This is a genomic window from Streptomyces sp. NPDC050418, from assembly GCF_044458745.1.
Taxonomy (GTDB): Bacteria; Actinomycetota; Actinomycetes; order Streptomycetales; family Streptomycetaceae; genus Streptomyces.
This window is the reverse complement of record NZ_JBITIG010000007.1, coordinates 280668-306451: the sequence shown is the minus strand read 5'-3', so window position 1 is coordinate 306451 and position 25784 is coordinate 280668. Positions and strand designations below refer to the sequence as shown.

The window sequence follows — 25784 nt, the reverse complement described above, 5'->3', positions numbered from 1 at the left end:
CGGCTTCGGCTGGGACGTATCGCCCGCCGCTGAGGTCCACTGGCCTCGGCCGCGGCCGAGGCCGCCCCGCACGTCCCTGGTGGTCCACCGACCACCCCCGACCTCCGACCCCCGTCCCCCTCCCCGCCGCCGTCAGGTGTCCCCCGGCTGACGGCCACCCCCGGAGCCTCCGGCCGCGAGCCCCCCTCGCGCCGGAGGCTCCTACGTGCCCAGAAGCTCCCGCGCCCAGGCCACCCGCCGCGTTCCCGCCGGGTAGGGCAGGGCGGCGGCCAGCGATGCGGCCCGGCTCAACTCGCCCTCGCCCGCCGGGCCCGACTCGCCTGCCGCTCTTGACTCGCCCGCCGGGCCCGTTTCCCCCGCCCGCTCCCGCCCGAGCCGGATCAGCGCCACCCCGAGTGCGATCCGTGCCTCCACCTCCGCGAGCCGCTCCCCGGTCCGTTCGGCCCGGGCCACCTCCGTACGGGCGAAGGCGGCGGCGGATTCCGGCCGGTCCGCGAGGAGTTCGGCCCACGAGGCCAGGACGGGGTCGTCGGCCGTGTGGCCGGCCAGCACGTCCAGTGCTTCGTCGGGGCGGCGGGCGCGCAGGGCGAGTTCGGCGCGGGCCGCGCGGACCTCGTGCCGCGCCTGCCGGTCGCCGCGCGCGTCGGCCACGGATCCCGCGCGGTCGAGCAGGGCGCCCGCCTCGTCGGGGGTGCCGAGGCGTACGTGCACCAGAGCCAGCGTCATGAGCGCGTACGGCAGACACCACGCGTCGTAGGCCTCCGCGCCCGCCACGGCCTGCTCGGCCAGGGCGCGGGCGGGGCCGGGTTCTTCGAGGAGCAGGCGCAGTTCCGCGAGGTTGGCGCGTTCGAAGGCGGCGGCGGTCGGGTCGCCGGAGCGCTCCGCGAGACCGAGCGCGCGGGTGCCGATCTCCACCGCCTCGTGCAGACGGCCCGCGCGCCGTGCGTTCTCGCGCAGGGTGGACAGGACCGAGCCGAGCAGCGTCGGATCGCCGTACGCCTCCGCGGGCGCGAGTGCCTGGTCGCCCGCGGCGCGGGCTCCCTCGAAGCGGCCGTCGAGCCCGAGGTTGGCGGCCTGCAGCGCGAAGGCGCGGGCCGTGAGGCCCTGTCCGGCCGCTCCCGGTACGGCACTCGCGGCGGTGAGCGCGTCGCGGGCCGCCGCGGCGCCTTCCGCGTAGCGGCCCTGGACGCAGCGGATCACGGAGAGCGCGAGGTGGTGGTGCGCGGCCGGTTCGGGCGCGGTGTCCTCACCGACGGGGTGCGCGCGCAGGATGCGCCGGGCCGACGCGGTGGCGCTCGTCTTCACCAGAGTCTCGGCGAGCAGGGCGGCCGTGAGGACGGCGTCGTCGTGGGCACCGCGCCGCTCGAACTCGGCGAGCGCGAGCCGCAGTACGTCCGCCGCCTGCTCGAAGTGGCCCATCCGGCGCAGTACATGGGCGTGGGCCAGGCGGGCGCGGGCCGCGTCCACGTCGAGGCGGACCACCAGGTCGCGGTAGTAGCGGTCGGCGGTGTCGTTGGCGTACAGGGCTGCGGCGCGCTCGGCCGCGCGGCGCAGGTAGTCGGCCGCGCGCGGGTCGTCGGCTCGGGCGAAGTGCGTGGCGAGGGTGTCCACGGCCTCGGGCCTGCGGCGCTGCACGGCCTGCGCGAAGGCGCCGTGCAACTGCCGGCGGCGTACGGCACTCAGCCCTTCGTAACAGGTCAGACGCACCAGCGGATGCCGGAACGCGAGCCCCGGCTGCTGCCGCCCCGACACGACGACGGGCCGCTCCTCGATCAGCGCGGCCGCGATGGCCCGCTCCAGCGCCTCGGCCGCCTCGGCCCCGGTCACGGGCGGATGCAGGCCCTGCGCGGCCACGTCGAGCACCTCATCGGTCACGGCCACGGCCCCCGCCGCGGACAACACCTCGACCATCCGCCGCGCCCCATGATCAAGCCGCACGAGCCGCTCGGCCACGAGCTGCCGTATCCCGTCGGGGGCGACGAGCTCAGGCCCGGCGCCGGGCTCGGCGGCAGCGCCCGGGGTGAGTTCACCGGGGGCAGCCGGCCGGGCGTGCTCCGAGGGCTCGACCGGCGATGTGCCGCGCTTCGGGGTGACGGCCTCGGCCGCCGTGCGCGAAGGCGTCGCGTCACCGGGGCCGTATCCAGCCGTCCCGTATCCAGCCGCCCCGCCACCGGCCAGGCCGTCACCAGCCACCCCGTCACCAGCCGAGAGCTCACCCACCCCACCTGCCCGACCCGCCGCACCGTCCCGCCCCGCCGCCACCAACCCCCGCGCCAGCTCCAGCGCGAACAACGGGTTGCCGAGCGACAACTCCCAGACCCGCCCCAGCCGTTCCTCGTCCGCAAACCCTGCCGACTCCTCGGAGACCTCGGCCGCGGCAACCCCGGCCCCAGAAACCCCGGCCCCAGAAACCCCGGCCCCAGAAACCCCGGCCCCAGAAACCCCGGCCGCCCCCACCCCCACCACATCCCGCGCCACCGCCAGACAAGCCGCCCGTCCCAACCGCGGCACGGGCTCCACCACGGCCAGCCGCTGGCGGAGCAAGGTCGTCAGGTCCGCGCGGCGGGGGTCCGCGGGAGGGAGTTCCTCCTCGCGGTACGTGACGAGGAAGCGCAGGCCCGTGCGTCGGGCCAGGTGCGTGAGGAGCTGGTAGGAGCCGGTGTCGGCGGCGTGCAGGTCGTCGAGGACCAGCAGCACCGGCCGGTACGAGGCCAGTTCGCCGAGCAGCCCGGCCGTCGCGCGGAACAGCCGGTCCCGCTCCTCCTCGGGGCTGCGCCGTCCGAACGCGGGCACCTGGCCCAACGAGGGCAGGAACGCGGCGAGTTCCGGGTACTCCGCCCCGACCCGCGCCCGCTCGGCGACATCCCGCCCGGCCAGCCACCCGTCGAGCGCCTCCGCGAACACCCCGTACGGCGTGTGCCCCTCCGCGTCGTGCCCGGCCCCCCAGAGCACCACCGTCCCGGAAGCGACGGCCCGCCGCGCCGCCTCCCCGGCGAGCCGTGTCTTGCCGACGCCCGCCTCGCCTGTGAGCAGCCGCACCGGCGGACCCTCGTCCGCGAGCAGCCGCGCGAGCTCCGCGGCCCGCCCGTGCAACGGCGTCGTACGGGCGGACCGCAGCGGCGCCGGCAGCGTCGGCCGGATCGTGGGCGAGAGCGCGGGCGGCGCCGCGAGCGCCGCGCGGTGCAGCCGTTCCGTCCCGGGCCCGGGCCGCACCCCGAGCTCGGCGTCGAGCGCCTCGCGACACAGGTGGTACTGGTGCACGGCCCGGCGCCGCAGCCCCTGCCGTACGAACGCGTCGATGAGCACGCAGTGCGCCCGCTCCTCGGCCGGACTGGCCGCGAGCACCTGCTCGGCCGCAGTCACCGCCTCGGCCGGCGCGCCCTGCGCCATGTGCGCGGCCGCCAGCGCGAGCAGCACCTCCTCGCGCAGCGCGGCCAGCTGGTCGCGGCGGGCGCGGGCCCACTGGGCGTAGCGGTCCTCGGGCAGCAGCTCGCCGCGGAACTCCCGTAGCGCGGAGGTGAGGTGAGCGACGGATCCGTCGTCGAGCGCGTGGCGGGCCGAGGTCTCCACCTGGTCGGCGTCGATCCACACGGTGGCCGGATCGAGCCGCAGCAGGGCGCCTTCGGAGATCAGATACGAGGAGGCCGCGCGCGGCGCGAGCTCGGGTTCGAGGGCGCGGCGGGCCGCGTGCAGCGCGACGCGGAGGCTGCCGGTCGCGGACTGCTGGTCGGCATCCGGCCAGCACGCGGCCATCGCCTGCTCGCGGTGCAGCCGGTGGCCGGGGGTGACGGCGAGCAGCTTGACCAGGGCCTGGGCGCTGGGCCGCGGCCACTTCTCGGCGGCCGCCGGACCACCTTCGCGTATGGCCCGAAATCCCCCCAGGAGGTGCAGACGCAGGACGGGAGCCGTCTCTGCCGTCTGCGGTGCGTCCATGAGGGCGCCAGGTTAACCGCTCGTGCCGAGGACCCCCCGGGGTGAGCCTGGGGGGGGGTCCTCGGCACGGGATTCAGGCAGGGATCACGACAGCGTGAACGTCGTCATCTGGTGGATGGCACTGTCCAGGGACAGCACCCCGCCGCCGAGGAGCTCGGCCGCCTGGTTGACCCCGAGGTGGTCGAAGTTGAGCGACACCACGTCGTCGACCCCGTCCCCGTCGAGGTCGTCGGCCACGTAGGCGCGCCCACCCATCAGAGTCGCGCTGCCCCGGCTGGACTGGTGGTAGGTCGCGCCGTTGGTCAGCTGCGTCGCGTCGTACGCGGCCAGGCCGGCCTCCGTGCCGCTCATGACCAGCTTGCGGCCGCCGGGGCCGGTGGCGAATCCGACGGTGCGCACAGGCGCGGTCATGAGGCTGCGCGTGTCGGTGCCGTCACCGGCATAGCCCGAGATGGTCCCGAAACTCGCCGCGTACAGCGGATCGCCCTTGCCGTCGATGAAGAAGTTGCCGTGCGACCAGGGACCGCCGGTGGCGGCCTGGTGCAGCAGCTCACCGGTGCGGCTGTCGCGGATCTCCACGATGACCTTCGGCGATGCGGTGCTCAGGTCGCCCGCGATCGTCGGGTCGGCGAGCACGATCCAGGTGTGGACGACCGCATGCCCGTCCGCGTACGGCAGCTTCGACGAGGCGAACACCCCGTGGTCGAGGAGCGCACCGTGCAGCTTGCCGTCCATGGCCTGTGCGGGTGCCTCGGGGCGGATCTGCCAGGTCGCCTTGCCGGTCGCACCGTCCAGTGCCGCGGCGCCCACCACCGCGTCGTCGGCGTCGATCGCGCCCTCGGTCGAGTACTGCATGTGCACCCGACCCTCGGAGACCACGGTGTCGGAGAAGACGACGTCCTTGCGGTCGACGGGTGCCTCGTACGTCCACAGGTTCGCGCCCTGGCCGTCGTACGCCCGCAGCGCGTCCGTCGGGACGAGGATCTCGTCCTTGCCCGCGCCGTCCGCGTCGGCCACCGTCACCGAGCGCACGAACGCGTCGCCGCCGTCGATGGTGGTCAGCACCTTGCCGCTCGCGCCGTCCAGGACGACGGTCGCGGTGTCCGCGGCGACCACCACCTCGGGCCGGCCGTCCCCGAGGACATCACCGGTGGTGACGGCACGGACCGCGCCGGGCACGGTGGCCCGCCACAGCTGCTTGGGCTCGCCGCCCTTGACCAGCGAGGGCCCGGACCAGGCCCACACCCCGTTCGAGGAGCCGCCCGCGATGACGTCCGGCTTCTCGTCGCCGTCGAGGTCGGCGGTCGTGCCGTAGTTCAAGTCGCCCTGCAGCGGCAGGAGTTCTTTGGTGCGGCCGTTGCCGAGCTTGTACGTCCGCACGTTCTGCGACTGGTCGATGAGCCGCACCAAGTCCTGGCGGCCCGAGCGGACCACCTGGTGGTGCAGCGGCGAGGCACCGGTCCCCTCCTCGCGCCAGGCAACCTTGCCGCTGCCGTTGAACACGGTCAGTGCGCCGTAGCGCATCCCGCCGAGGTTCTCGGCCGTGGTGACGTCGCGGTCGCTCTGCGCGGAGACGACGAGCCGGCCGTCGACGGCGTCCAGGTCCCAGACGCTCGGACCGTCCCCGGTGTTCGCGGCGTCCCGCTTGAAGGTGTGCGTCCAGTCGGCGCTCGCACCGTCCTTGCCGCGCAGGACACGCACCGTGGCGGCGTTCACGTAGCCCGACGGGGACAGCGTGGACTCGCTCACCGCGTACTCGGCCCCCGGACTGCCGGAGGCGTCACCGACGGTCATCGCCGTCGGCAGCGCGTTGATGCGGGTGTCGAGGGCGGTGCGGTCACCGCTCGCGAGGTCGTACGCGACGATCTCGTACTTCACCGCGTCCGAGGTGTCCGCCTGCTCGAGCGCGACCAGCCGCTTGCGGCCGGCGTCCAGGTGCAGCTGGCGCCCGTACAGGTCGCTGCCCGTCGACCAGCGCACCTTCCCGTCCGCGACGTCGAGGGCGAGCGTGGTGCCGTGCGCGGCCACGTCGGCGGTCTTGCGCAGATTCCACGAGACGCCGAGCCGGCCGCCCCCGAGGTCCGCGAGCCCGCCCCACGTGGCCGGACGCGCCTCCCCGGTGTCGTACGTCCAGGTCTTCTCCGGGCTCAACTTGCCGTCGCCGTAGGAGAACCGGAGGCCCGTGAGCTTCGCGGTCTCCGTCTGCGGCGCACCGCCGTTGTTCAGGCGCGGGGCGTCGGCGACGACAAGCGTCCCCTCGACGATCTTCACCATCGAGGCGTACGGGTAGAGCTTGGACCACAGCGTCCTGCCGGTCCGCCCGTCGAGCACCGTCACGAACGTGCCGCTCGTGAGCGACGAACCCGGCGAGGTGAACGGCCGGTACGGCGAGTCGCCGGCCGACGCCGTGAACACGAGGTCGGGCGTGCCGTCCCCGGTCAGATCCCCGGTGTCGAAGCCCTGCGAGGACCCCGGCGTGAACGGGCTGACGGCGTTGTAGCCCATCTGGATCCGCGCCGGGTACGGCTCGGCCTGCCACACCCGGAGCGGCTTGACCTGCCAGTCCGCGTACAGCGAGGCGTTGGTGCGGGCCCAGGCGGTGGAGCCGTCGGCCCGGTGCAGCTGGATGTTCCCCAGGCTGTGGACGGTGAAGTAGCCGCCGTCGGCCGCCGGGACGGTCGCGCCGATGCCGCGTACGCCTTCGAGGGTGGACTGGGCGGTGAACTTGACCGGGGCGTCGGGGTCGGACGCCGCCGGTTCGTCGGCGGCCGCCTCCTCAGGGGTGCCGTCGGCGGCCGCCTCCTCAGGGGTGGCGTCGGCGGCCGCCGACCTGTCGCCGTACACATCGACCCCGATGTGCCCGGCGAGCTTCTTGGCCTCGGCGCTCGTCAGCTTCATCACGGAACCGTCCGGGTCCGCTTCGGCGGCGAGTGCGTACGGCGCCGCGGTCATCGTCAGACCGGCCGCGATCAGCGCGGAGGCCAGCCGGAGGCTGCGCGCCGAGGTGTTCCTGCTGCTCATCGGGTGGCTCCCTGCGCGATACGGACCGCCGAGCCGTCGCGGAGGACGGACTGGTCGAAGGAGTACTTCAGGGCATCGCTGCCGGACTGGTCCTCGATGCCGACGGTGGCCGAAGCGCCCGCGCCCGGCACCGACTTGTACTGGAAGGTGATGGCGCCCGAGGCCTCGTCGAAGACCGCCTCGAAGCTCACGCGCCCCTCACCGGACGCGAGCGCGGCGTTGTTCCACACGACCGCGAACGTACGGCCGCCCGCCTTGCCCGTGACCGCCGTCTGCACACTCGCCTTCCGGTCCACGACCAGGTCGTCCCAGAACGGGGCGACGATGCCGTTGGGCTCCTCGGCCGCCGGCAGCGCGGTGTTCGCGTAGTCGCCAAGACGCGGCGCGAGGAAGTTGATGAGACCGTTGGTCGTGACCGACGCGCTCGTGTACTCGACCCCGTAGAGCCGGACGGGGAACGGCAGTTGGACGGTCTTCGCGTCCTCGTCACCGCTCAGCGCGACACTGCTTGTCCCCTTCTTCCACGCGTACGCGGCCGGGGTGCAGCTGTTGCCGTACCGGTCGGCGCGCGCGGGCAGCCGGACCGTACGCGACTCGGCGCCGTCCACGGTCAGTTCACTCCGCGCGACTCCGTTGCAGAGCGCCGGTTCGGCCGGCGTCACGGTGAGCGTGTAGCCGCCCTCGGCGACCTTCGGCAGCGTGAACGTGCCGTCGGCGGCCGTGCGGACCCTGTCCACCGGCGTGCCGGTGACCTCGACCTCCGCCCCGGCCAGCGGCTTCCCCGTGACGTCGAGGACCGTACCGGAGACGGCGTGGTTCGTGGCCGCGTCGAGCGCGAGGTCCTGCACCAGCGGCTGCCCGGTGGTCAGTTCGACCCCGCCGACCGTCCGGCTCGCGTAGCCGTACCCGCTCAGCGTGAAGTCGTACGTGCCCGGCGCGAGCGGCAGCCGGTAGGAACCGTCCGACCCGGTGGTGACCGTACGGCTGCCCGTCGTGGCGTTCTTCGCGACGATCATGATGCCGGGCAGTGCGGCACCGGTCGCCTTGTCGGTGACCTTGCCGGACACGGCCACCGCGGTGTGCGGCGCCTTGTCGACCGACGCGAGGATGTCCAGCTTGCCCTCGCCCCACACGTTGTTGGCCTCGGCCGTGCCGCCGCAGTGCGTGTCGTCCACGTTGCGCGCGCCCTGGTTCAGGAAGGCCCGGGTGGCATCGATGTCACCGATCAGCGAAGGGGCGGCCGACCACAGGAGGGCGGCGGAACCGGCGACATGGGGCGTGGCCATCGACGTGCCGCCGATGGTGTTGTACGCCTTGCCGGGCCAGGCCGAGCGGACGTCGACACCGGGGGCGCTGATGTTCGGCTTCATCGAACCGTCGACCCGCGACGGACCGAAACCGGAGAAGTCGGCGATCTTCCCGTTCGCGTCATAGGCACCCACGCCGTACGCGGGAGCCTGCGAACCCGGAGCCTCGCTCGTGGAACAGGTCGACCCGTCCCCCTTGTTGCCCGCGGCGAACGCCTCGAAGATCCCCGCGGCGTTCCACGCCTCGACGATGTCCTGATAGAAGGTCGTGTGCCCGCCGCCCCACGAATTGTTGACGATGTGCGGCGCCAGATCCGGGCGCGGATTCTGCCCGGCGTGGTCGGTCGGCGCGAGAATCCACTGCCCGGCCGCGAGCAGCGAACCGTCGGTGCAGCTCTTGCCCTCGCAGCCCTTCGCGGCGATCCACTTCGCCTTCGGCGCGACACCGATCCCGTTCGCACCGGCCATCGTGCCCATGGTGTGCGTGCCGTGCCCGTTGTTGTCGCAGGGGCCGCCGTCCGCCGGGCACACGCCGGTCGGGTCGAACCAGTTGTAGTCGTGCGTGAACGTGCCGTTGCCGTTGTTGCCGCGGTAGTTGGCGACGAGGTCCGGGTGGTCGTACTCCACACCCGAGTCCACGTTCGCGATGACGATGCCCTCACCGCGGTTGTCGTACTGCTCCCAGACCTGATCGGCCTTGACGTCGGCCACCCCCCACTCGGGGCTCGCCTCGGCGGTGCCGCCGGTCTCTGCCTGCGTCCTCGCCTCCGGTGCGGCCGCGGCCGTGGCCGGGACCGTATCGATGGCGTACGTCCGCTCCTTGACGACCCGCGCGACATCCGCCCGCTTCGCGATCTTCGCCACGAGCTCCGCGTCACCCTCGACGCGTACGACATCGGCGATCCAGAAGTCCTGGTGCCCGGCCTTCTCCTTGTCGAGGAAATCGACGAGGGACCGCTGGTTGTCCTCCGCGTGCTGCCGCAGCGCGCCGTACGCGGCCTTCGTCCGCGCCGCGTGCGACTTCTTGCCGCGCGCTCCGGACAGATCGGCCTGGTCCTTCAGCACGACGAAGAAGGCGGCCTCACCGCCATCCTTCAAGGCACTGGACAGCGCGGTGTCGACCTTCGGCCCTGCGGCACTCGGGGCCGGCCTCCCGGCCTCCTCGGCCGAGGCGGACAGGGGATTCGCCAGCAGGGCGGCCGCCGCTGACAGCGACACCACCGCCCACACGGCACGGCCGCGCCGTGACGGTCTTGGCAGATGCATCGGGGCTCTCCTCCAGGGAGGGTTCGGGGGAGCCCGGACGCTAGAGAGCGGCCGTTACTCGGGCATTACTGCGGCGGCTCCGGCATTACCGGGGCAGGCGCCGACGCGGCCGACTAGCGTGTCGCGGCATGACCACACTCACCGACCGCCCCCACACCGCCCTCCTCATCATCGACATGCAGAACGACGCCGTGGGCGGCGCCTACGAACGGGACGCCGTAGTGGCCCGCATCGCGGACCTCGCCGACCGCGCCCGCGCGCACCGCACCCCCGTGATCTGGGTGCAGCACTCCGACGAGGGCATGCCGGTCGGCAGCGAGGAATGGCAGATCGTCTCCGGCCTGAAGCCGGCCGCGGACGAACCCCTGGTCGGCAAGAACTACGGCGACGCCTTCGAGGCCACCACCCTGGAATCCGTCCTGGCCGACCTCGCCGTCGGACACCTCCTCGTCACCGGCGCGCAGACCGACGTCTGCATCCGCTCGACCCTGCACGGCGCCTTCACCCGGGGATACGACGTCACCCTGGTCTCCGACGCCCACACGGCCGACGACAACTCCGCCTCGGGAGCGCCGCCGGTGGAGCAGGTCATCGCCCACACGAACCGGTACTGGACGTACCAGAAGGCGCCGGGACGTACGGCCGGGACGGTGGAGGCCAAGGACGTCGACTTCCGAGGGCGGTAAGGGAGGCGCCGTCCGTTTCGCGGCGGGCGCCCCAATTGTTATTGCGGAACTCCGTTGAACACATCACAGGTGTATGTAGGTATTGATCTGCGCGCGTCAATCCGACAGGGTTTCGCCTCAACCCCCGCAGATCGTCCGGGAGTCGGGGGCTGAGGCAGTAGAGCTTTGACACCTCCCGGTAACCCCCCACACCCCCCACATCACCACGAGGAGTTCCCTCTTCATGGCAAATCACCAGCGTGCGCGCGGATTCAAGCTGACCGCAGCCATAGCCACCGCCGCCACCGCGATCGGTGTGACCGTCCTCGCCAGCCCCTTCGCGGGCGCCGCTCCGGCCGAGGGCATGGTGTACGGAACCGACGCCGAGGGCGCGGTATCCGGCAGCTACATCGTGATGCTCGACGACAAGCTGTCCAAGGGCGACAAGCAGGACCTCGCCAAGGAGTACGGCGGCAGCCTCAAGCGCAACTACGCCTCCGCCGTCAACGGCTTCTCCGCCTCCGGCCTGTCCGAGACCGAGGCGAAGCGACTCGCCGCGGACCCGGCCGTCGGCAAGGTCGTCCAGAACAAGAAGTTCACCATCAGCGCCACCCAGGACAACCCGCCGTCGTGGGGCCTGGACCGGATCGACCAGACCGACACGGCCGGCGACAAGAAGTACACGTACCCCGACACCGCCGGTGAGGGCGTCACCGCGTACGTCATCGACACCGGTGTCCGCATCTCGCACAAGGACTTCGAGGGCCGCGCCACGCACGGCTTCGACGCCGTCGACAACGACGACTCCGCGGATGACGGCAACGGACACGGCACCCATGTCGCGGGCACCATCGCGGGCGCCTCGCACGGCGTCGCCAAGAAGGCGAACATCGTCGCCGTCCGCGTCCTGGACGACCAGGGCTCCGGCACCACCGAGCAGGTCGTCGCCGGCATCGACTGGGTCACCCAGAACCACGAGGGCCCCTCCGTCGCCAACATGAGCCTGGGCGGCGGCGCCGACGAGGCGCTCGACGAGGCCGTACGCAAGTCCATCGCGTCCGGCGTCACCTACGGCGTCGCGGCCGGCAACGACGCGTCGGACGCGGGCCAGGGCTCCCCGGCCCGCGTCGAGGAGGCCATCACGGTCGCCTCGTCGACCGTTGACGACGAGCAGTCGGAGTTCTCCAACTACGGTTCCGTCGTGGACATTTACGCGCCGGGCTCGGACATCACCTCGGCCTGGAACGACAGCGACGAGGGCACCAAGACCATCTCCGGTACGTCGATGGCGACGCCGCACGTCGTGGGCGTCGCCGCCGTCTACCTGGGCAGTCACCAGGACGCGACGCCCGAGCAGGTCGCCACCGCCCTGACCGAGGGTGCCACGCCGGACAAGATCTCCAACCCGGGCGCGGGCACCCCGAACAAGCTGCTGAAGGTCGTCGAGTAACGACCCACGCGGTAACGGCTCCTGAGGTACCGGCCTTTGCGCCACCAGGCGCCGAGACGGCAGCACGATGAACTCTCCCGGGGCCCGGCCGCCCCACCCGCCGGGCCCCGGGAGAGCGCCAACGGCTTACCGCACACGCGCTAAGGCGCAGGCGCGACCATCCCGATGCAGGCCACTCCCTCGCCCCGCCGGGTGCTGCGCGTGACATAACTCAGGCCCTCACGCTTCGTCTTGCTGTCGAACGTGACTCCCTTCGGGACTGTGACGCCGAGCTTGCCACTGGGCGTGACCGCCAGGGCGATCCCGAGGGGAAGGAAGATCAGGCCGGCCGGAAGGGTCAGGACCTGGAAGGTGATGTTCCCGCCCCCGAACCCGAGGACGGCGCACCACACCACCGTCGCGATCAGCAGCACCGACGCGACCAGGGAGCGGACGACCGGTATGCGCCGCAGCCGCCTCGTCGTCTCCAGATCCTGGATGACGAAGACGGCGGCCCGGTGACAGTGACCGCACTCGACCGGGACCTGCGCCTCGCCGTGCTCGGGGCGCGGCACCACGACCGTGGTCTCCCGCACACGGGACCGGACGAGCCCGGGCTCCTGTTCGGTCTGCAACTCGTGCACGATCTTGAGCTGCACTCTCTCCGGCACACTCCACCCCACGGCCCGCTCCCTCCGTACGACTCCACGGCCCCGCTGTGACCGAACGCCCGCGCGCTCAACGACGGTGCGTACCGCACGCCTTGGGCCTCTCGACCGAGCAGGAAACAGCAAAGAACCCCCGGGCCATTGGCCTGGGGGCTTCGCATGGAGCGGGTGACGAGAATCGAACTCGCGCTCTCAGCTTGGGAAGCTGATGTTCTACCATTAAACTACACCCGCGTGACGCACCGACGCTGACCAGTGCACCGCCGTCACCCTACCTCATCACCGGAGTTGGGGCGTACCGTTGGTGCGCGGAGTGCCGCCTGGAGCAGCGTCCCTTTCATCCCGTAATGTGAGCTTTCGCCGTCGTTGACGTGGGGAAGGGACCCGAAGACTTGATGGAGCGCACCGTCGTCCGCTGTGCCGAGGGGCACGTGTTCAGCACCGTTTCGTTTCCGATGCAGCAGGCCGACCGCCTCGGCCCAGGACGCCTGATCCGCTGTCCGCGCTGCGCCCGGCTCCGGCACGCCGTGCCGGTCGAACCGGCCAAGCATCACTGATCACACGTACGGACACAGCGCGCGGGCGCCCACCGGAATTCGGCGGGCCCGCGCGCTCTGCGTATCCTCGGGACGTGCTTCTCTCAGACAAGGACATCCGGGCCGAGATCGACGCCGGGCGGGTACGGATCGATCCCTACGACGAATCCATGGTGCAGCCGTCGAGCATCGACGTACGCCTCGACCGCTACTTCCGGGTGTTCGAGAACCACCGCTACCCCCACATCGACCCCGCCGTCGAGCAGGCCGACCTCACGCGCATGGTCGAGCCGGAGGGCGACGAGCCCTTCATCCTGCACCCCGGCGAGTTCGTCCTGGCGTCGACGTACGAGGTCATCTCGCTGCCCGACGACCTCGCCAGCCGCCTGGAGGGCAAGAGCTCGCTCGGCCGCCTCGGCCTCGTCACGCACTCCACCGCGGGCTTCATCGACCCGGGCTTCTCGGGCCACGTGACCCTCGAACTCTCCAACCTCGCCACGCTGCCGATCAAGCTCTGGCCGGGCATGAAGATCGGCCAGCTGTGCATGTTCCGGCTCTCCTCGCCGGCCGAGTTCCCCTACGGCAGCGAGCGCTACGGCTCCCGCTACCAGGGCCAGCGCGGCCCCACGGCCTCCCGCTCCTTCCTCAACTTCCACCGCACCCAGGTCTGAGAACAGGTCAGAGACACCCATGAGCGACGTACGAGAGAACCTGACCTACGACAAGTTCGGCACGGCGGTGCGCGAACTCGCGCAGACCATTGCCGATGACGGCTACCAGCCCGACATCGTGCTCAGCATCGCGCGCGGCGGAGTCTTCGTCGCGGGCGGCCTGGCGTACGCGCTCGACTGCAAGAACATCCATCTTGTCAACGTCGAGTTCTATACCGGCGTAGGTACGACACTCGAGATGCCGGTCATGCTCGCTCCCGTTCCGAATGCGATCGATTTCACCGACAAGAAGGTCCTGATCGCGGACGACGTCGCCGACACCGGCAAGACCCTCAAGCTCGTCCACGACTTCTGCGTCGGCGAGGTCGCCGAGGTCCGCTCCGCCGTGATCTACGAGAAGTCGCACTCGCTGGTGAAGTGCGAGTACGTGTGGAAGCGGACGGATGAGTGGATCAACTTCCCGTGGAGCGTCGAGCCGCCCGTGGTGCGGCGCGACGGCCAGGTGCTCGACGCCTGACCGCACAGCCCGCGTACGCGGAAGGGGCCGGCTGATCCGATGCGGATCAGCCGGCCCCTTCTCGTATGCGGCAAAGCCCTAGAACGTCCCGAGCTTGATGATCGACAGCAGCGCTATCAGCTGGATCGCGCTCGCGCCCAGCGCCCGCGGCCACGGCAGGTCGTGGGAGCGGGAGACCATCGTCGTCAGAAGGGCGCCCGCGCCGAGCCAGGTGGCCCAGCCGAGGATCTGGACGAGCGGGGCGTCGCCGCCGAGGAACATGGCGAAGACGAGGCGTGGTGCGTCCGTGAGCGACATGATCAGCATCGAGAGGCCGACCGTCGGCTGCCATGCGCCGTCGCCGCCGAGCTGGCGGGCGACGCTGTGGGTGACGACGCCGAGGACGAAGGCGCTCAGGACGATCGCCACACCGGTGGTGAGGACGATCGGGACGCTGGTCGCGAGGGTCGCGTTGATCGCGTCCTCGCGTGCGCCGTCGAAGCCGAAGACGGCGAGCAGGCCGTAGATGAAGGTGACGAGCACGGCCGGCACCCACATGGTGTGGTCGCGCATCTGGAGGTAGGTCTGGTTCGGGCGCATGATCACGCCGCTGACCAGTTCCTTCCAGTGCAGCCGCGGGCCGATCGGGGCGGGGGCCGCGCCGGCGCGGTAGGTACCGCCCGGGTTGTACGGGTCCTCGCCGACGGAGAACGCCTGGGTGTGCCCCGGGTTGTTCGCCGCGTACGGATCATGCCCCTGCTGATACGGGTCGCCGAAGTACTCCGGCTCCCCGTGCGCTCCTTGCCCACCGGCCTGCGGCCACTGCTGCCGGCCGGGCTGCTGCGGGTACCCGCCGGGGTACTGCTGCTGCGGGTACGGGGGCGCGGCGGGGCGGCCGTACGGCTGTTGCTGTCCGTACGGCGGCTGCTGCGGGTTGTGTTGCGGGCGCGGGGAGCCGGGACGATTACCCCGGTTGCCGCGGCCGATCCTGAATCCAGCCACGTATTCGAACGTACCTGGTTCTGCGGGGTGCGGGGCGGGGGCGGCTGCTTTACGTCCCCATTGCGGCTGAGCTGTGACAACCCCTAGGGGGTCCCTGAGGGGGTAGCCCCACCTGGGGGCGGGAGACGCGGACCGGCCCCCTGCCCGGGGGTGCGGGAGGGGGCCGGTGGATTGCTGGTGGGTCAGTCGGCGAAGTTGCCGCCCAGGCGCGGGTAGCCCGAGGTCGAGACACCGATGCCGGACGGGTAGATGCCGCCGGGGGAGGTCAGGGTGTCGTCGGCGTTGGAGTTGAGGAGGTAGACGGCGCCGTTGCCGGTGTTCTCGCCCCGGGCGCCGATCAGCACCTCGTTGCGGCCGTCGCCGTTGAGGTCGTCCAGGTGCACGTCCGAACCGAAGTAGTCGTTCTTCTCGTTGGAGTTCGGGACGCCCGCGGTGTTCTGGTCGAGGAACTTCGCGCCTTCGCCGGTGATGCCCGATCCGTCGGCTGCGCCGTACAGGACGGTGACCGCGCCGGCGTCCGTGACGCCCGCGAGGTTCTCGCCCGGGCTGCCGACCACCAGGTCCAGGTTGCCGTCGCCGTTGATGTCGCCCAGCTCGACCTCGTGACCGAAGAAGTCCTCCGTCTCACCGGAGCCGGGGACGCCCGTGGTGTCCTGGGTGATCGCCTGGCGTGTGCCGTCCGCACCGGTGGCGCTGCCGTGGACGATGTGGACGGTGCCGCCCTTGTTGGCGCCCGGGAAGTCGTCGTCCCAGACCATGCCGATGACGACGTCGCCGTAGCCGTCCTTGTCGGTGTCGCCGACGTCGGTGATATAGCCACCGGGCAGCTTCTGCAGGCCGCTCGTGGTCACACCGTTCGCGGTGCCGGGGAAGTAGTAGTTGGCCTGGTAGCCGTCCTCGAGGCTGAATCCGTCGACGAGGAGGTCGTCCGTCTTGTCTCCGTTGATGTCACCGGAGTGCAGGTTGATGGTGCCCATCGCGTCATAGGAACTGTTCATGACCGGCACGGACAGCGTGTAGCGGTGGGCGGCGTCGCCGCTCTTCGCGATGCCGTCGTCGAAGATGTCGACCGTGGCGGATCCGTAGGAGCCCACCGCGAGGTCGTCCTTGCCGTCGCCGTCGAAGTCGCCGGCCTCGAGCGTGGAACCGAAGGTGTCGTGCTTGGTCGGGCGCGGGTCGTCCACGGTGGTGCCGCCGGACAGGCCGTTGGCGGACCCCCAGAGGATCTGGACCAGGCCGCCGTCCTTGTCCGTGCCCACATCCTCGCCCGGGGTGCCGACGGCGAGGTCGTCGAAGCCGTCGCTGTTGAAGTCGCCGTGGGCGAAGTCGGCGCCGAAGTTGTCGTCGGTCTCGGAGCCGCCGGAGACGCCCGCGCTGTTCTGGCTGAAGGCGACCTTGTGCTGAGTGGTCCCGCCATAGATCGCGACGATCTGGCCGGCCTCGGCCCTGCCGCCGACGTTGGCACCGGCCGCGGATACGACGGCGTCGGTCAGACCGTCGTTGTTGAAGTCCGCTCCGTCGGCGTCCGGAACGGAATCCGCCGCTACAGCGGTACCGGTTGCGGTGGAAACGAGACCACCCGCAAACGCTGCGGCCACCGCCGTAGCAGTGGCAAGCCGGACCCGGCTGGGCGAAGGAGCAGGTGTGCGCTTGTGCTTGGCCATGTGTGCAGTCGTCTCCTGGCTGCATGGGGTGCCTGGCGGGCATCCCGCTGAATTGGGGTGAACCGCCGGTTTGCCGGGAGTTGTCCATGGCGTAACCCTGCGGTTGGTGAACTGGAGACCCGTCACGGGGCCGGAGGGTTGTACGGGGCCGTGAAGAATCTTTGAAGGGGGAGTGACCCTTGGGGCGTACGGGATGCAAGCGGCCCAAGTCCGCAGAACCGGACTTGGGCCGCTTGGTGAACCAAGGGTGGGGAAGGGGAAGTCAGCGCAGGAACGTACCGAATGCGTGGGACGTTCCGAGGCGGAAGTCGGAGCCGTTGAACGAGGTCGCGGACGTGGCCGTGAGGCCGGTCGTCGCGCCGCGCAGGACCCAGACCGCGCCCGCGTCGGCCGCCGCGGCGATGTCCTCGCCCGCCGCCGACGCGGCGAGGTCAGCGCGGCTGTTCTTGTTGATGTCCTTGAGGCGGACGGTCGAGCCGAAGGCGTCACCGGTCTCCGGGACGCCGGGCACGCCGGACACGTCCTGGTGCCAGGACTTGCCGCCGGACGCGAAGGCGCCGGATGCCGAGCCGGGCAGCAGGACGACGTTGCCCGTGCCGCTCACCGTCCCGACCGTCTCGCCGGGCGAGCCGACCGCGAGGTCCGGGTGGCCGTCGCCGGTCACGTCGCCGAGCGCGACGGACGCGCCGAAGCGGTCCTCGGCCTCGGAGGTGCCGGGGACGCCCGGACTGTCCTGGGTGTACGTGACGGGGGTGCCGAAGCCGCTGTCGTCGCCGTGGCGCACGGAGACGGTGTTGTGCTGCGGGTTGCCGGTCACGAGGTCGGTGAAGCCGTCGCCGTTGAGGTCGGCGGCGGCCGTGGCGTCGCGGGTGGCGGTCGCGTCGTCGCCTTCGGCGAGGACGCCCGAGTAGTAGCCGTAGTCGCCGGCGCCGGACTCCATGTACGCGGTGTACGCGCCGCCGTCGGCCCGTTCGCCGGTGAGGACGAAGGTGTAGCCGTCCCTGCTCAGGAAGTGCCCGGCCTCCATGGTGTCGAGGCGGACGCCCTCGGGCAGGAAGTCGACCTCGAGGGTGAAGCGGCAGTCCGTGGGGAGGCCGTCCGAGCAGTAGTACCAGTGGTCGCCGCTGATGACGGCGAGCTGCTTGCCGCCGTCCTCGTCGAGGTCGACCCAGGCCGCGGACTCGCCGAAGCGCACGTCGGAGGCGCGCTGGGCGTTGACGACGACGCCGTTCTTGAAGCCGGAGGCGCCGCCGTAGACGACGGTGACGGAGCCGTCGGGCTTGCCGTCGACCTTCTCGCCGGGGGCGCCGACGATCAGGTCCGCGTAGCCGTCGCGGTTGACGTCGCCGCCGGTGACGCTCTCGCCGAACTCGTCCACGGCCTCCTTCACACCGGGCACCCCGGAGGTGTCCTGGGTGACGGTGACGGAGCGGGACGGGGTGACGCCGGAGGCCGAACCGTACGTCACGACGACGGAGTTGGACTCCGGATTGCCGACCGCGAGGTCGCGGTAGCCGTCACCGTTGTAGTCGTCGCTGAGCGCGGTGGCCGCGCCGGCCGTTCCCGCGAACGGCAGGGTGAGGCCCGCCGCGGCCAGTGCGGTGCAGGCCGCCGCGGCGGCCAGGTGCTTGAAGCGCATACGTGCAGAACTCCCGTGCAGAAGAGGGGGGACAGGGGTGCGGTAGGAGGGGTGGAGATCAGCGGCCGAGGACCGATCCGAAGGCCGCCGCCCCGGGCAGCCCGAGGCTGCGCGGGGTGAGGGAGCGGCCCGGCGAGTGTCCGGTCTCGGCGGTGGCCACGTACCAGACGCCGCCGGTGCCGGCGTTCTCGCCGGGTGCGCCGATGGCGGTGTCGGCCAGTGAACCGGCGTTGTAGTACGAGGAGTTGAGTTCGGCGCCGAACAGGTCGCCGGCTTCGACGGTGCCCGGGATGTTCGGAGTGCCCTGGTGCACGCCCATGCCGCCGAACGGTCCGGTCGTGGTGCCGTTCATGACCACGTACATGCCCGCGTCCTTGGCGGAGCCGACGTCCTCGCGCGGTACGCCCACGACGAGTTCGGGGTACGCGTCGCCGTCGAGGTCGCCCGCGGCGAGCGCGTCACCGAAGCCGTCGCCCTCCTCGGGCGTGCCCGCCATGTACTCGCTGGCCTGGCTGAAGCAGTCGTACGAGGCGCCGAACTGCCCGGCGCCCGGCTTCCCGCCGTACAGCGCGAGCACCGCGCCGCCCAGGCGCTCGGTGCAATGGGTGTAGTCCGTCTCGGGGTTGGGCGTCACACCGCCGACGGCCAGGTCGTCCGTGCCGTCCTGGTCGAAGTCCGCGACGGCGAGTGAGGTGCCGCTGTCGGGCGAGCTCCAGAACGTGCTCATCGAGCCGTCGGCGCCGAAGCGGTGGATGTCGGTCGCGGAGTCCTCGAGCGCGCGCCAGGTCACCGCGAGGTCGTCGCGTCCGTCGCCGTCGAAGTCGCCGCCCTGCAGGGCGCCGATGCGGCTGGACATCGAGTACGTGCGCATCCGCACGGTCGTCGTCCCCGCATCCGCGGTGAGGGGGCCGCGGCGCAGGTGCAGCGAGGAGTTCTCCTCCTCGCTGACGCCCAGGGCGAGGTCCATGGCGCCGTCGCCGTCGAAGTCGCCGGAGGTGAGCGCGCCGCCGACCTCCGAGAACTCGGTGACGCCCTTCGCGACCGTCGCTCCGCCGGGGGCGATTCCCTTGGCCGAGCCGTGCAGGACGGTCACCATGCCGTGGTCCGCGGTCGTCGAGGTGGTCAGGGACTCGCCGCTGATTCCGACGGCCAGGTCCGCGTACCCGTCCCCGTCCAGGTCGGCGGCCTCGACGGCGGAGCCGAAGCGGTCCCCGGCCTCGACGGTGCCGGGCACCCCGGTGCTCGCCTGGCTGATCCGGGTGTTGCCGTGTGCTCCCGGCCCGTTCGGACCGCCCCACACGATGTCGACGTACCCGGCGGCCTTCTTGCCGTCGACCGTCGCGGACGGGACGCCCACCGCGATGTCGGCGTAGTGGTCCCCGTTGAAGTCGTCCTGGAACGGGGCCGTGACGGCCGCGGCGGGCGGGGCGAGGGGCAGGGTCAGCCCGGCCGCGGTGAGGGCGGTGACGCTTGCGGCCGCTGCGGCGGCGAGGAGTCTTGCGCGCACGGGTTCTCCAGAAGGGGGAGCGGACGGACGTCGGAAGGCTGTGGGGGAACGAACGTTCACCGGTGTGACTCCCGGGTCGTACGAAGGGTTGTGCGCGCATGGCCGGAAAGTGAACGGGCGCGGGCTCAACCAGGCGGAATTCAGGCCGAGTTGGACATCAGGCGAGGGGGGTGTGGGCGGCGGAGGTGGCCGAAAGGGCCGGGCAAGGCCATGCAGTTGTAGCCATGCCGGAGCCATGTCCGGTTTGCTGGATTGCCGTCAGATATCAGATGGGTTGTTACATTACGTACGGCTTACGCAGACATCGCCGCCGCACCATGGACCGGCTGAGGGGCCGGCACGGGGCGGCCCCTCAGTCACCGGCACGCCGTCACTTCTCCGTGAACTCCGCGTCCGTGAACGCGACGACGTCCTTCCCCGTCCGCGCGTCCACCACCCACCAGTGCACGGCGCCCTTCCCCCGCTCGGGCCGGAACAGCACGACCTCGTCCCGCCCGTCCCCGTCGAAGTCCTGCACGCTGTGCACCGTGGCCCCGCGCAGGTACGCGTCCTTGGCGGGGGAGCCGCCGACCCGCTGCAGTACGGCGGGGTCGTCCGACGACGGGCCGTCCGGGCCGCCGTTCAGGACCGTGGCCGAGTTCCCGTACGCTCCGGCCGTCCGGAGCACCAGGTCGTCGTCCCCGTCCCCGTCCACGTCACCCGCGAGGTACGGGCCCGCGGTGTCGGCCGTCAGCGTCTTCGGGGCCTTGTCCGCCGCGCCGAAGTACACGGTGATCTTCCGGTCGACCTCCGGGGCCTCCGTCTCGTACCCGGGCTCGTTGTTGCGGCTGCCGTCGTCGCCGACCGCGAGATCGCCGCGCCCGTCCCCGTCGAAGTCGCCGAAGGCGTGCGCGTTGCCCACGCGGAGCTTCTTCGGCGGGCCCGCGAAGCCGCCGGGACCCGCGCCGGAACGCAGCAGCGAGGCGCCCGACTGCTCACCGTCGTTGCTGTCGTGCAGGACGAGGTCATCGCCCTCGCCGCCCCCGGCCTGCCCCGCACCGATTGCCGCGAAGCCGTACTCGGTGGCGAGCCTCAGCGGCTGCCCGGAGCGCGCGGGCCGTCCGGTGTCCGGGGCGAAGGGCCCGTACAGGATCCGTACCGTGCCCGCGCCGGCGGTGACCGCGAGGTCTGCCTTGCCGTCCGCGTCGAAGTCCCCGGGCACACCGGTGGTCACGGGGGTGCCGTGGGCGTCGGTCAGGGTGAGCGCGGCCTCGGCGCGCAGCCCGTCGGGGCTGCCGCGCAGCCAGTGACCGGCGCTGACGACATCGCCGAAGCCGTCGCCGTCGAGGTCGGCGCGGTGCATCGTGGGCGGGAACCAGTCCGGCATCCCCGCGATGTCGCCCTTTTCGATGCGGGTGTACGTGGCCGGGTCGAGCCCTTTCGCCGAACCGTGCACGACGGTCAGGCCCGCCGTGCCGCCGGACTCGTCGCTGTTCCAGTGGACGAGGTCGGCGTACCCGTCCCCGTTGACGTCATCGGCGCGCTCGCTGCCCTTGCCCCGCGGGACGGGTGTCTTCGCCGTGGGGGTGGTGACCGGGTCGGCGGGCCGTCGCGTATCGGCGGGCGACGGGGTCCGGGTGGCCGCGGAGGGCGGCCGGCCATCGCCCGGCGAGGTCCCGCACCCCGCGACCGCGAGGAGACAGGCGAGGGGGACGAGGGCGAGGGAGGACCGGGATCGGCGCTTCATGCAACGACAACACCCCATGTCACAGCCGTAGGGCCATGCCATGGGGTGCTTCGTTACGGGCCCGATGCGCAACCGGGCCGTACGCCTACTTCACCGGCTCGGGCTCCGGAGCGTCCTCGGACTCCTCGGAACCGGCCGGATCCACCGGAGTCTTCACGGAGTCGAGGAGCAGCTGCGCCACGTCCACGACCTGCAGCGACTCCTTGGCCTGACCGTCGTTCTTCTTGCCGTTCACGGAGTCCGTGAGCATCACGAGGCAGAACGGGCAGGCGGTGGAGACGATGTCCGGGTTGAGGGACAGGGCCTCGTCCACGCGCTCGGTGTTGATGCGCTTGCCGATCCGCTCCTCCATCCACATCCGCGCACCACCGGCGCCGCAGCAGAAGCCGCGCTCCTTGTGGCGGTGCATCTCCTGCTGGCGCAGGCCGGGGACGGCGGACATGATCTCGCGCGGCGGCGTGTAGATCTTGTTGTGCCGGCCCAGGTAGCACGGGTCGTGGTAGGTGATCAGACCCTCGACGGGCGTGACCGGGATGAGCTTGCCCTCGTCGATGAGGTGCTGCAGCAGCTGCGTGTGGTGGATGACCTCGTAGTCACCGCCGAGCTGCGGGTACTCGTTGCCGAGGGTGTTGAGGCAGTGCGGGCAGGTCGCGACGATCTTCTTCGCGGACTTGGGCTTGCGGGACTCCTCGGTCACCTTGCCGTCGTCGTCCATCTCCTCGCCGAAGGCGGCGTTGAGGGACATGACGTTCTCCATGCCGAGCTCCTGGAACAGGGGCTCGTTGCCGAGACGGCGGGCGGAGTCACCGGTGCACTTCTCGTCGCCGCCCATGATCGCGAACTTGACGCCCGCCATGTGCAGCAGCTCGGCGAAGGCCTTCGTGGTCTTCTTGGCGCGGTCTTCGAGCGAGCCCGCGCAGCCGACCCAGTACAGGTACTCGACCTCGGTGAGGTCCTCGATGTCCTTGCCGACGACCGGCACCTCGAACTCGACTTCCTTGAGCCATTCGAGACGCTGCTTCTTGGCCAGACCCCAGGGGTTGCCCTTCTTCTCCAGGTTCTTGAGCATCGTGCCCGCCTCGGACGGGAACGCGGACTCGATCATCACCTGGTAGCGGCGCATGTCGACGATGTGGTCGATGTGCTCGATGTCCACCGGGCACTGCTCGACGCAGGCGCCGCAGGTGGTGCAGGACCACAGGACGTCGGGGTCGATGACGCCCTGCTCTTCGAGGGTGCCGATCAGGGGGCGCTCGGCCTCGGCGAGAGCGGCGGCCGGAACGTCCTTGAGCTGCTCCTCGGACGCCTTCTCCGTGCCCTCCATGTCCTTGCCGCCACCGGCGAGCAGGTACGGGGCCTTGGCGTGCGCGTGGTCGCGCAGCGACATGATCAGGAGCTTCGGCGAGAGCGGCTTGCCGGTGTTCCAGGCGGGGCACTGCGACTGGCAGCGGCCGCACTCGGTGCAGGTGGAGAAGTCGAGCAGACCCTTCCAGCTGAACTGCTCGACCTGGCTGACACCGAACACGTCGTCGTCACCGGGGTCGGTGAAGTCGATCGCCTTGCCGCCGGAGGTCATCGGCTGCAGCGCGCCGAGGGCGGTCTCGCCGTTCGCGTTGCGCTTGAACCAGATGTTCGGGAAGCCGAGGAAGCGGTGCCAGGCCACACCCATGTTGGTGTTGAGCCCGACCACGATCATCCAGGTGAAGGAGGTCGTGATCTTCAGGCCGGCGAAGAAGTACGTGAGGGTCTGCAGCGTGGACAGGTCCACGCCCTCGAACGCCGAGACGACCGGGTACGAGATGAAGAACGAGGCCTCGTAGCCGTCGACGTGGTGCATCGCACCCTCGAGCGCGTGCAGCATGAAGATGCAGACGCCGACGGTGAGGATCACGGCCTCGACGAAGTACGCCTGGCCCGTCTTGGAGCCCTGGAAGCGGGACTTGCGGCCGGGCCGGTTCGGGTTGCTGAACTGCCGGATCACGATCAGCGTCAGGATGCCGACGACCGTCATGGTGCCCATGAACTCGACGTACACGTTGTACGGAGCCCAGTCACCGATGACCGGGATCAGCCAGTCGGCCTGGAACAGCTGGCCGAAGGCGTTGACGATCGTGAGCAGCAGCGTGAGAAAGCCGATCGCGACGAACCAGTGGGCGAAGCCCACGATGCCCCACTTGTTCATGCGTGAGTGCAGCAGGAACTCCCGCAGCAGCGTCACGGTGCGCTGATACGGGTTGTCGGTCCGGCTTCCCGCGGGCACCGGCTGGCCCAGCATGAAATAGCGGGCGAACTGGCCGATGGCACGCGCGAACAGGGCGACGCCGACCACGGTCACTACCAACGACACGATGATCGCGGCGAGTTGCATGAGGGCTCCTCGGGCCTGCGAGGCGGGGGTTTCAGAGAAGATTACTAAGCGGTAACTTACCCGGCTCGTCTGAGACTACCCACTTCCGTTGGTGCAATGTAGCCAGGCTCACGGTGATCTGTGTCGCTGAGGTGACCCTTGCCAGGCGTGGGCCGCGGTGCTCGGGGGCGTGCTCGAGGTCGCGCTCAGGGGGCGGCATCCGGCCGAGTCCGCCCGGATGCGTTGCGGTAAATCGTGTTATTCGCCATAAACCGGGCTATTCCGAACTAGCTTAAGCGTCATGCTCTACGCCGTCGTCGCCGCGGCCGCCGCCGTCCTCCTCACCGCCCTGCTCACCCGGCTCGCCCGCGCCCTCGCCCTGCGCACCGGCCGGCTCGACCGGCCGGGCGCCGGCAAGGCGCACCGGCGGCCCACCCCGCGGCTCGGCGGCACCGCCGTCCTGGCCGCCACGCTCCTGGTCAGCTGCACGGGGTACGCCGGCCTCGGGCCCGGTACCGAACGGATTCTGTGGGCCGCCGCCGCCGTCGGCCTGCTCGGCCTCGTCCGCGATCTGCGGCCGCTGCGCACGCGCGTGTGCCTGCTCGCGGAGGCCGCCGCCGCCCTGTTCGTCGTGCACGGCACGGGCCTCGGTCCCTTCGCGGCCCTGGCCGCGGTCCTCTGGATCGTCTTCGTCACCCATGCCTTCCAGTGGCTCGACACCTCCGACGGGGTGACGGGCACGGTCGGCGCGGTCAGCGCGCTCGGGCTCGCGCTCTGCGCGGCGGCGGACGGCCGGGCCGACCTGGCGCTCGTCCTCACCGTCCTGGCCGCGGCGCTCGGCGGTTTCCTCGGCCACAACTGGCACCCGGCCAGGATCTTCCTCGGCGACTGCGGTGCGCTGTTCACCGGCTTCCTGCTCGCCTCGGCCGCGGTCCTCGTGCACACCGGCCACGACGCGCTGCCGACCCTGGCCGGTCTGCTGACCCTCACCCTGGCCGCCACCGCCGACACCGTGCTGGTCCTCCTCTCGCGCCGCAGTTCCGGCCGCCCGCTCCTCCTGGGCGCCACCGACCACATCGCCCACCGCCTGCGCCGGATCGGCTTCACCGTGCCGGGCGCCGCGGTCGTGCTCGCCGCGCTGACCTTCGCGGGCACGCTGACGACGGTCCTGATCCACCGCGGCAGCGCCGGTCCCAGCGCGGCGGCTCCGCTGCTGCTCGCGGCGATCGGCGGGCTCTGGGCGCTGCTGGGGGTCCGGGTGTACGGGGAGCAGGGGCGCCGGGGTGCCGGAGCCGCGCCCACGTCCTCGGAGGCCGGGCATCCGGCTGCGGGGCGTACGGCGGGGCGTACGGCGGGGCGTACTGCGGGGCGCACACCCTTGAGTGCCGCACGGCGAGCGGTGGCCGGAACAGCACCCAGGCTCGGGCTCGGGCGGGGTCCCGGCAGAGGAACGGGCGGCCGGTCCGCACCGTCGGTACGCCGCCGCCCCGTCGGCGGCCCGCGTACCGTCGCCGCCGCCGCGGCCCGCCCGGCCGGCGGCCTCCGCACGATGGCGCCGCGCGGCGGGCCCGCCCGCCCGCAGCCCGTCCCGGCCACGCGCCGCGGCGGCACGCCCGCGTCCGGCACCCCGGTACCGGCGGGCGCGGCGCGCACCGCGGCAACCCGGGCCGCCGAACGCCCTGCCGCCGAACCCCCGGCCGCCCACCCGCCGATGCCCGACTACCCGGCACCGCCCGCCCGTCCGGCCGCGCAGGCGGCCCGCCCCGCCGCACCGGACGACCGGGGCGCGGCCCGCGGCGGTCCACCGCCCGGCCGCACCCGGCGCGGGCTCGTCGCCCTCACGCGTACCGTCCGCGGCGCGCGTCGTGCCGAACCCGCCGCACCGGCCGATCTGGCGAGGGGCTGAC

At 71.7% G+C, this 25784-nt stretch carries 16 protein-coding genes and 1 tRNA gene; 6 read left to right on the top strand and 11 right to left on the bottom strand.

Annotated features, from left to right (window positions below; translation table 11 throughout):
* Positions 1-201: 201 nt before the first annotated feature.
* From ACIBI4_RS19130 to ACIBI4_RS19120, 3 genes are all read right to left on the bottom strand, one after another.
* Complete coding sequence (locus ACIBI4_RS19130; protein ID WP_399205089.1) at positions 202-3933, bottom strand: AAA family ATPase; 3732 nt, start codon at positions 3931-3933, stop codon at positions 202-204.
* 84 nt (positions 3934-4017) lie between these two features.
* Positions 4018-6954 (bottom strand): FG-GAP repeat domain-containing protein, encoded by a 2937-nt coding sequence (locus ACIBI4_RS19125; RefSeq protein WP_399205088.1) that lies wholly within the window; start codon positions 6952-6954, stop codon positions 4018-4020.
* Positions 6951-9527, bottom strand: a complete 2577-nt coding sequence (locus ACIBI4_RS19120; protein WP_399205087.1) for a S8 family serine peptidase — start codon at positions 9525-9527, stop codon at positions 6951-6953. The genes ACIBI4_RS19125 and ACIBI4_RS19120 overlap by 4 nt, the downstream gene beginning before the upstream one ends.
* 128 nt (positions 9528-9655) lie before the next feature.
* On the opposite strand from ACIBI4_RS19120, the gene ACIBI4_RS19115 reads away from it, so the two are divergent.
* Both ACIBI4_RS19115 and ACIBI4_RS19110 read left to right on the top strand, forming a co-directional pair.
* Positions 9656-10213, top strand: a complete 558-nt coding sequence (locus tag ACIBI4_RS19115; protein WP_399205086.1) for an isochorismatase family protein — start codon at positions 9656-9658, stop codon at positions 10211-10213.
* Between the two features lie 223 nt (positions 10214-10436).
* The gene (locus tag ACIBI4_RS19110) at positions 10437-11642 is read left to right on the top strand and encodes a S8 family serine peptidase (RefSeq protein WP_399205085.1); all 1206 of its coding nucleotides are present in this window, start codon (positions 10437-10439) and stop codon (positions 11640-11642) included.
* 140 nt (positions 11643-11782) lie between these two features.
* Here ACIBI4_RS19110 and ACIBI4_RS19105 read toward each other — a convergent pair whose 3' ends face one another.
* Both ACIBI4_RS19105 and ACIBI4_RS19100 read right to left on the bottom strand, forming a co-directional pair.
* Complete coding sequence (locus ACIBI4_RS19105; protein ID WP_399205084.1) at positions 11783-12304, bottom strand: hypothetical protein; 522 nt, start codon at positions 12302-12304, stop codon at positions 11783-11785.
* 145 nt (positions 12305-12449) lie between these two features.
* Positions 12450-12523 (bottom strand) — tRNA-Gly (locus ACIBI4_RS19100).
* 161 nt (positions 12524-12684) lie between these two features.
* Between ACIBI4_RS19100 and ACIBI4_RS19095 the strand changes: the two genes are divergently transcribed.
* The 3 genes from ACIBI4_RS19095 (at position 12685) to ACIBI4_RS19085 (ending at position 14013) form a co-directional block, all read left to right on the top strand.
* Positions 12685-12846: a hypothetical protein gene (locus ACIBI4_RS19095; protein ID WP_399205083.1), complete on the top strand. Its 162-nt coding sequence runs from the start codon at positions 12685-12687 to the stop codon at positions 12844-12846.
* A 74-nt stretch (positions 12847-12920) separates the two neighbouring features.
* Positions 12921-13496, top strand: coding sequence for a dCTP deaminase (dcd, locus tag ACIBI4_RS19090; RefSeq protein ID WP_399205082.1), 576 nt, complete (start codon positions 12921-12923; stop codon positions 13494-13496).
* Between the two features lie 19 nt (positions 13497-13515).
* Positions 13516-14013 carry a phosphoribosyltransferase gene (locus ACIBI4_RS19085; protein WP_399205081.1) on the top strand — a complete coding sequence of 166 codons (498 nt, stop codon included), beginning with the start codon at positions 13516-13518 and terminating at the stop codon, positions 14011-14013.
* Positions 14014-14091: 78 nt separating this feature from the next.
* Here the strand turns inward: ACIBI4_RS19085 and ACIBI4_RS19080 are convergent, their stop codons facing one another.
* The 6 genes from ACIBI4_RS19080 to ACIBI4_RS19055 form a co-directional block, all read right to left on the bottom strand.
* Positions 14092-14994 (bottom strand): YIP1 family protein, encoded by a 903-nt coding sequence (locus ACIBI4_RS19080; protein WP_399205080.1) that lies wholly within the window; start codon positions 14992-14994, stop codon positions 14092-14094.
* 182 nt (positions 14995-15176) lie between these two features.
* Positions 15177-16658 (bottom strand): FG-GAP repeat protein, encoded by a 1482-nt coding sequence (locus tag ACIBI4_RS19075; protein WP_399205079.1) that lies wholly within the window; start codon positions 16656-16658, stop codon positions 15177-15179.
* 262 nt (positions 16659-16920) lie between these two features.
* On the bottom strand, positions 16921-18297 hold the full coding sequence (locus ACIBI4_RS19070) for an FG-GAP repeat protein (RefSeq protein WP_399205078.1): 1377 nt from the start codon (positions 18295-18297) through the stop codon (positions 16921-16923).
* 58 nt (positions 18298-18355) lie between these two features.
* Complete coding sequence (locus ACIBI4_RS19065) at positions 18356-19804, bottom strand: FG-GAP and VCBS repeat-containing protein (protein WP_399205077.1); 1449 nt, start codon at positions 19802-19804, stop codon at positions 18356-18358.
* A gap of 370 nt (positions 19805-20174) precedes the next feature.
* Positions 20175-21530, bottom strand: coding sequence for an FG-GAP repeat domain-containing protein (locus ACIBI4_RS19060; RefSeq protein WP_399205076.1), 1356 nt, complete (start codon positions 21528-21530; stop codon positions 20175-20177).
* Positions 21531-21615: 85 nt separating this feature from the next.
* The gene (locus ACIBI4_RS19055; RefSeq protein WP_399205075.1) at positions 21616-23898 is read right to left on the bottom strand and encodes a (Fe-S)-binding protein; all 2283 of its coding nucleotides are present in this window, start codon (positions 23896-23898) and stop codon (positions 21616-21618) included.
* A 280-nt stretch (positions 23899-24178) separates the two neighbouring features.
* Between ACIBI4_RS19055 and ACIBI4_RS19050 the strand changes: the two genes are divergently transcribed.
* A complete protein-coding gene (locus tag ACIBI4_RS19050; protein ID WP_399205074.1) occupies positions 24179-25783 on the top strand; it encodes an MraY family glycosyltransferase in 1605 nt (534 codons plus the stop codon).
* The last annotated feature ends 1 nt before the right edge of the window (position 25784 follow it).

Bases quoted from the DNA above. Each gene is read 5' to 3' on its own strand.
- ACIBI4_RS19115 (WP_399205086.1), top strand. From the start codon at position 9,656: ATGACCACACTCACCGACCGCCCCCACACCGCCCTCCTCATCATCGAC.
- ACIBI4_RS19120 (WP_399205087.1), bottom strand. From the start codon at position 9,527: ATGCATCTGCCAAGACCGTCACGGCGCGGCCGTGCCGTGTGGGCGGTG.
- ACIBI4_RS19095 (WP_399205083.1), top strand. From the start codon at position 12,685: ATGGAGCGCACCGTCGTCCGCTGTGCCGAGGGGCACGTGTTCAGCACC.
- ACIBI4_RS19125 (WP_399205088.1), bottom strand. From the start codon at position 6,954: ATGAGCAGCAGGAACACCTCGGCGCGCAGCCTCCGGCTGGCCTCCGCG.
- ACIBI4_RS19070 (WP_399205078.1), bottom strand. From the start codon at position 18,297: ATGCGCTTCAAGCACCTGGCCGCCGCGGCGGCCTGCACCGCACTGGCC.
- ACIBI4_RS19075 (WP_399205079.1), bottom strand. From the start codon at position 16,658: ATGGCCAAGCACAAGCGCACACCTGCTCCTTCGCCCAGCCGGGTCCGG.
- ACIBI4_RS19055 (WP_399205075.1), bottom strand. From the start codon at position 23,898: ATGCAACTCGCCGCGATCATCGTGTCGTTGGTAGTGACCGTGGTCGGC.
- ACIBI4_RS19110 (WP_399205085.1), top strand. From the start codon at position 10,437: ATGGCAAATCACCAGCGTGCGCGCGGATTCAAGCTGACCGCAGCCATA.
- ACIBI4_RS19060 (WP_399205076.1), bottom strand. From the start codon at position 21,530: ATGAAGCGCCGATCCCGGTCCTCCCTCGCCCTCGTCCCCCTCGCCTGT.
- ACIBI4_RS19085 (WP_399205081.1), top strand. From the start codon at position 13,516: ATGAGCGACGTACGAGAGAACCTGACCTACGACAAGTTCGGCACGGCG.
- ACIBI4_RS19050 (WP_399205074.1), top strand. From the start codon at position 24,179: ATGCTCTACGCCGTCGTCGCCGCGGCCGCCGCCGTCCTCCTCACCGCC.
- ACIBI4_RS19130 (WP_399205089.1), bottom strand. From the start codon at position 3,933: ATGGACGCACCGCAGACGGCAGAGACGGCTCCCGTCCTGCGTCTGCAC.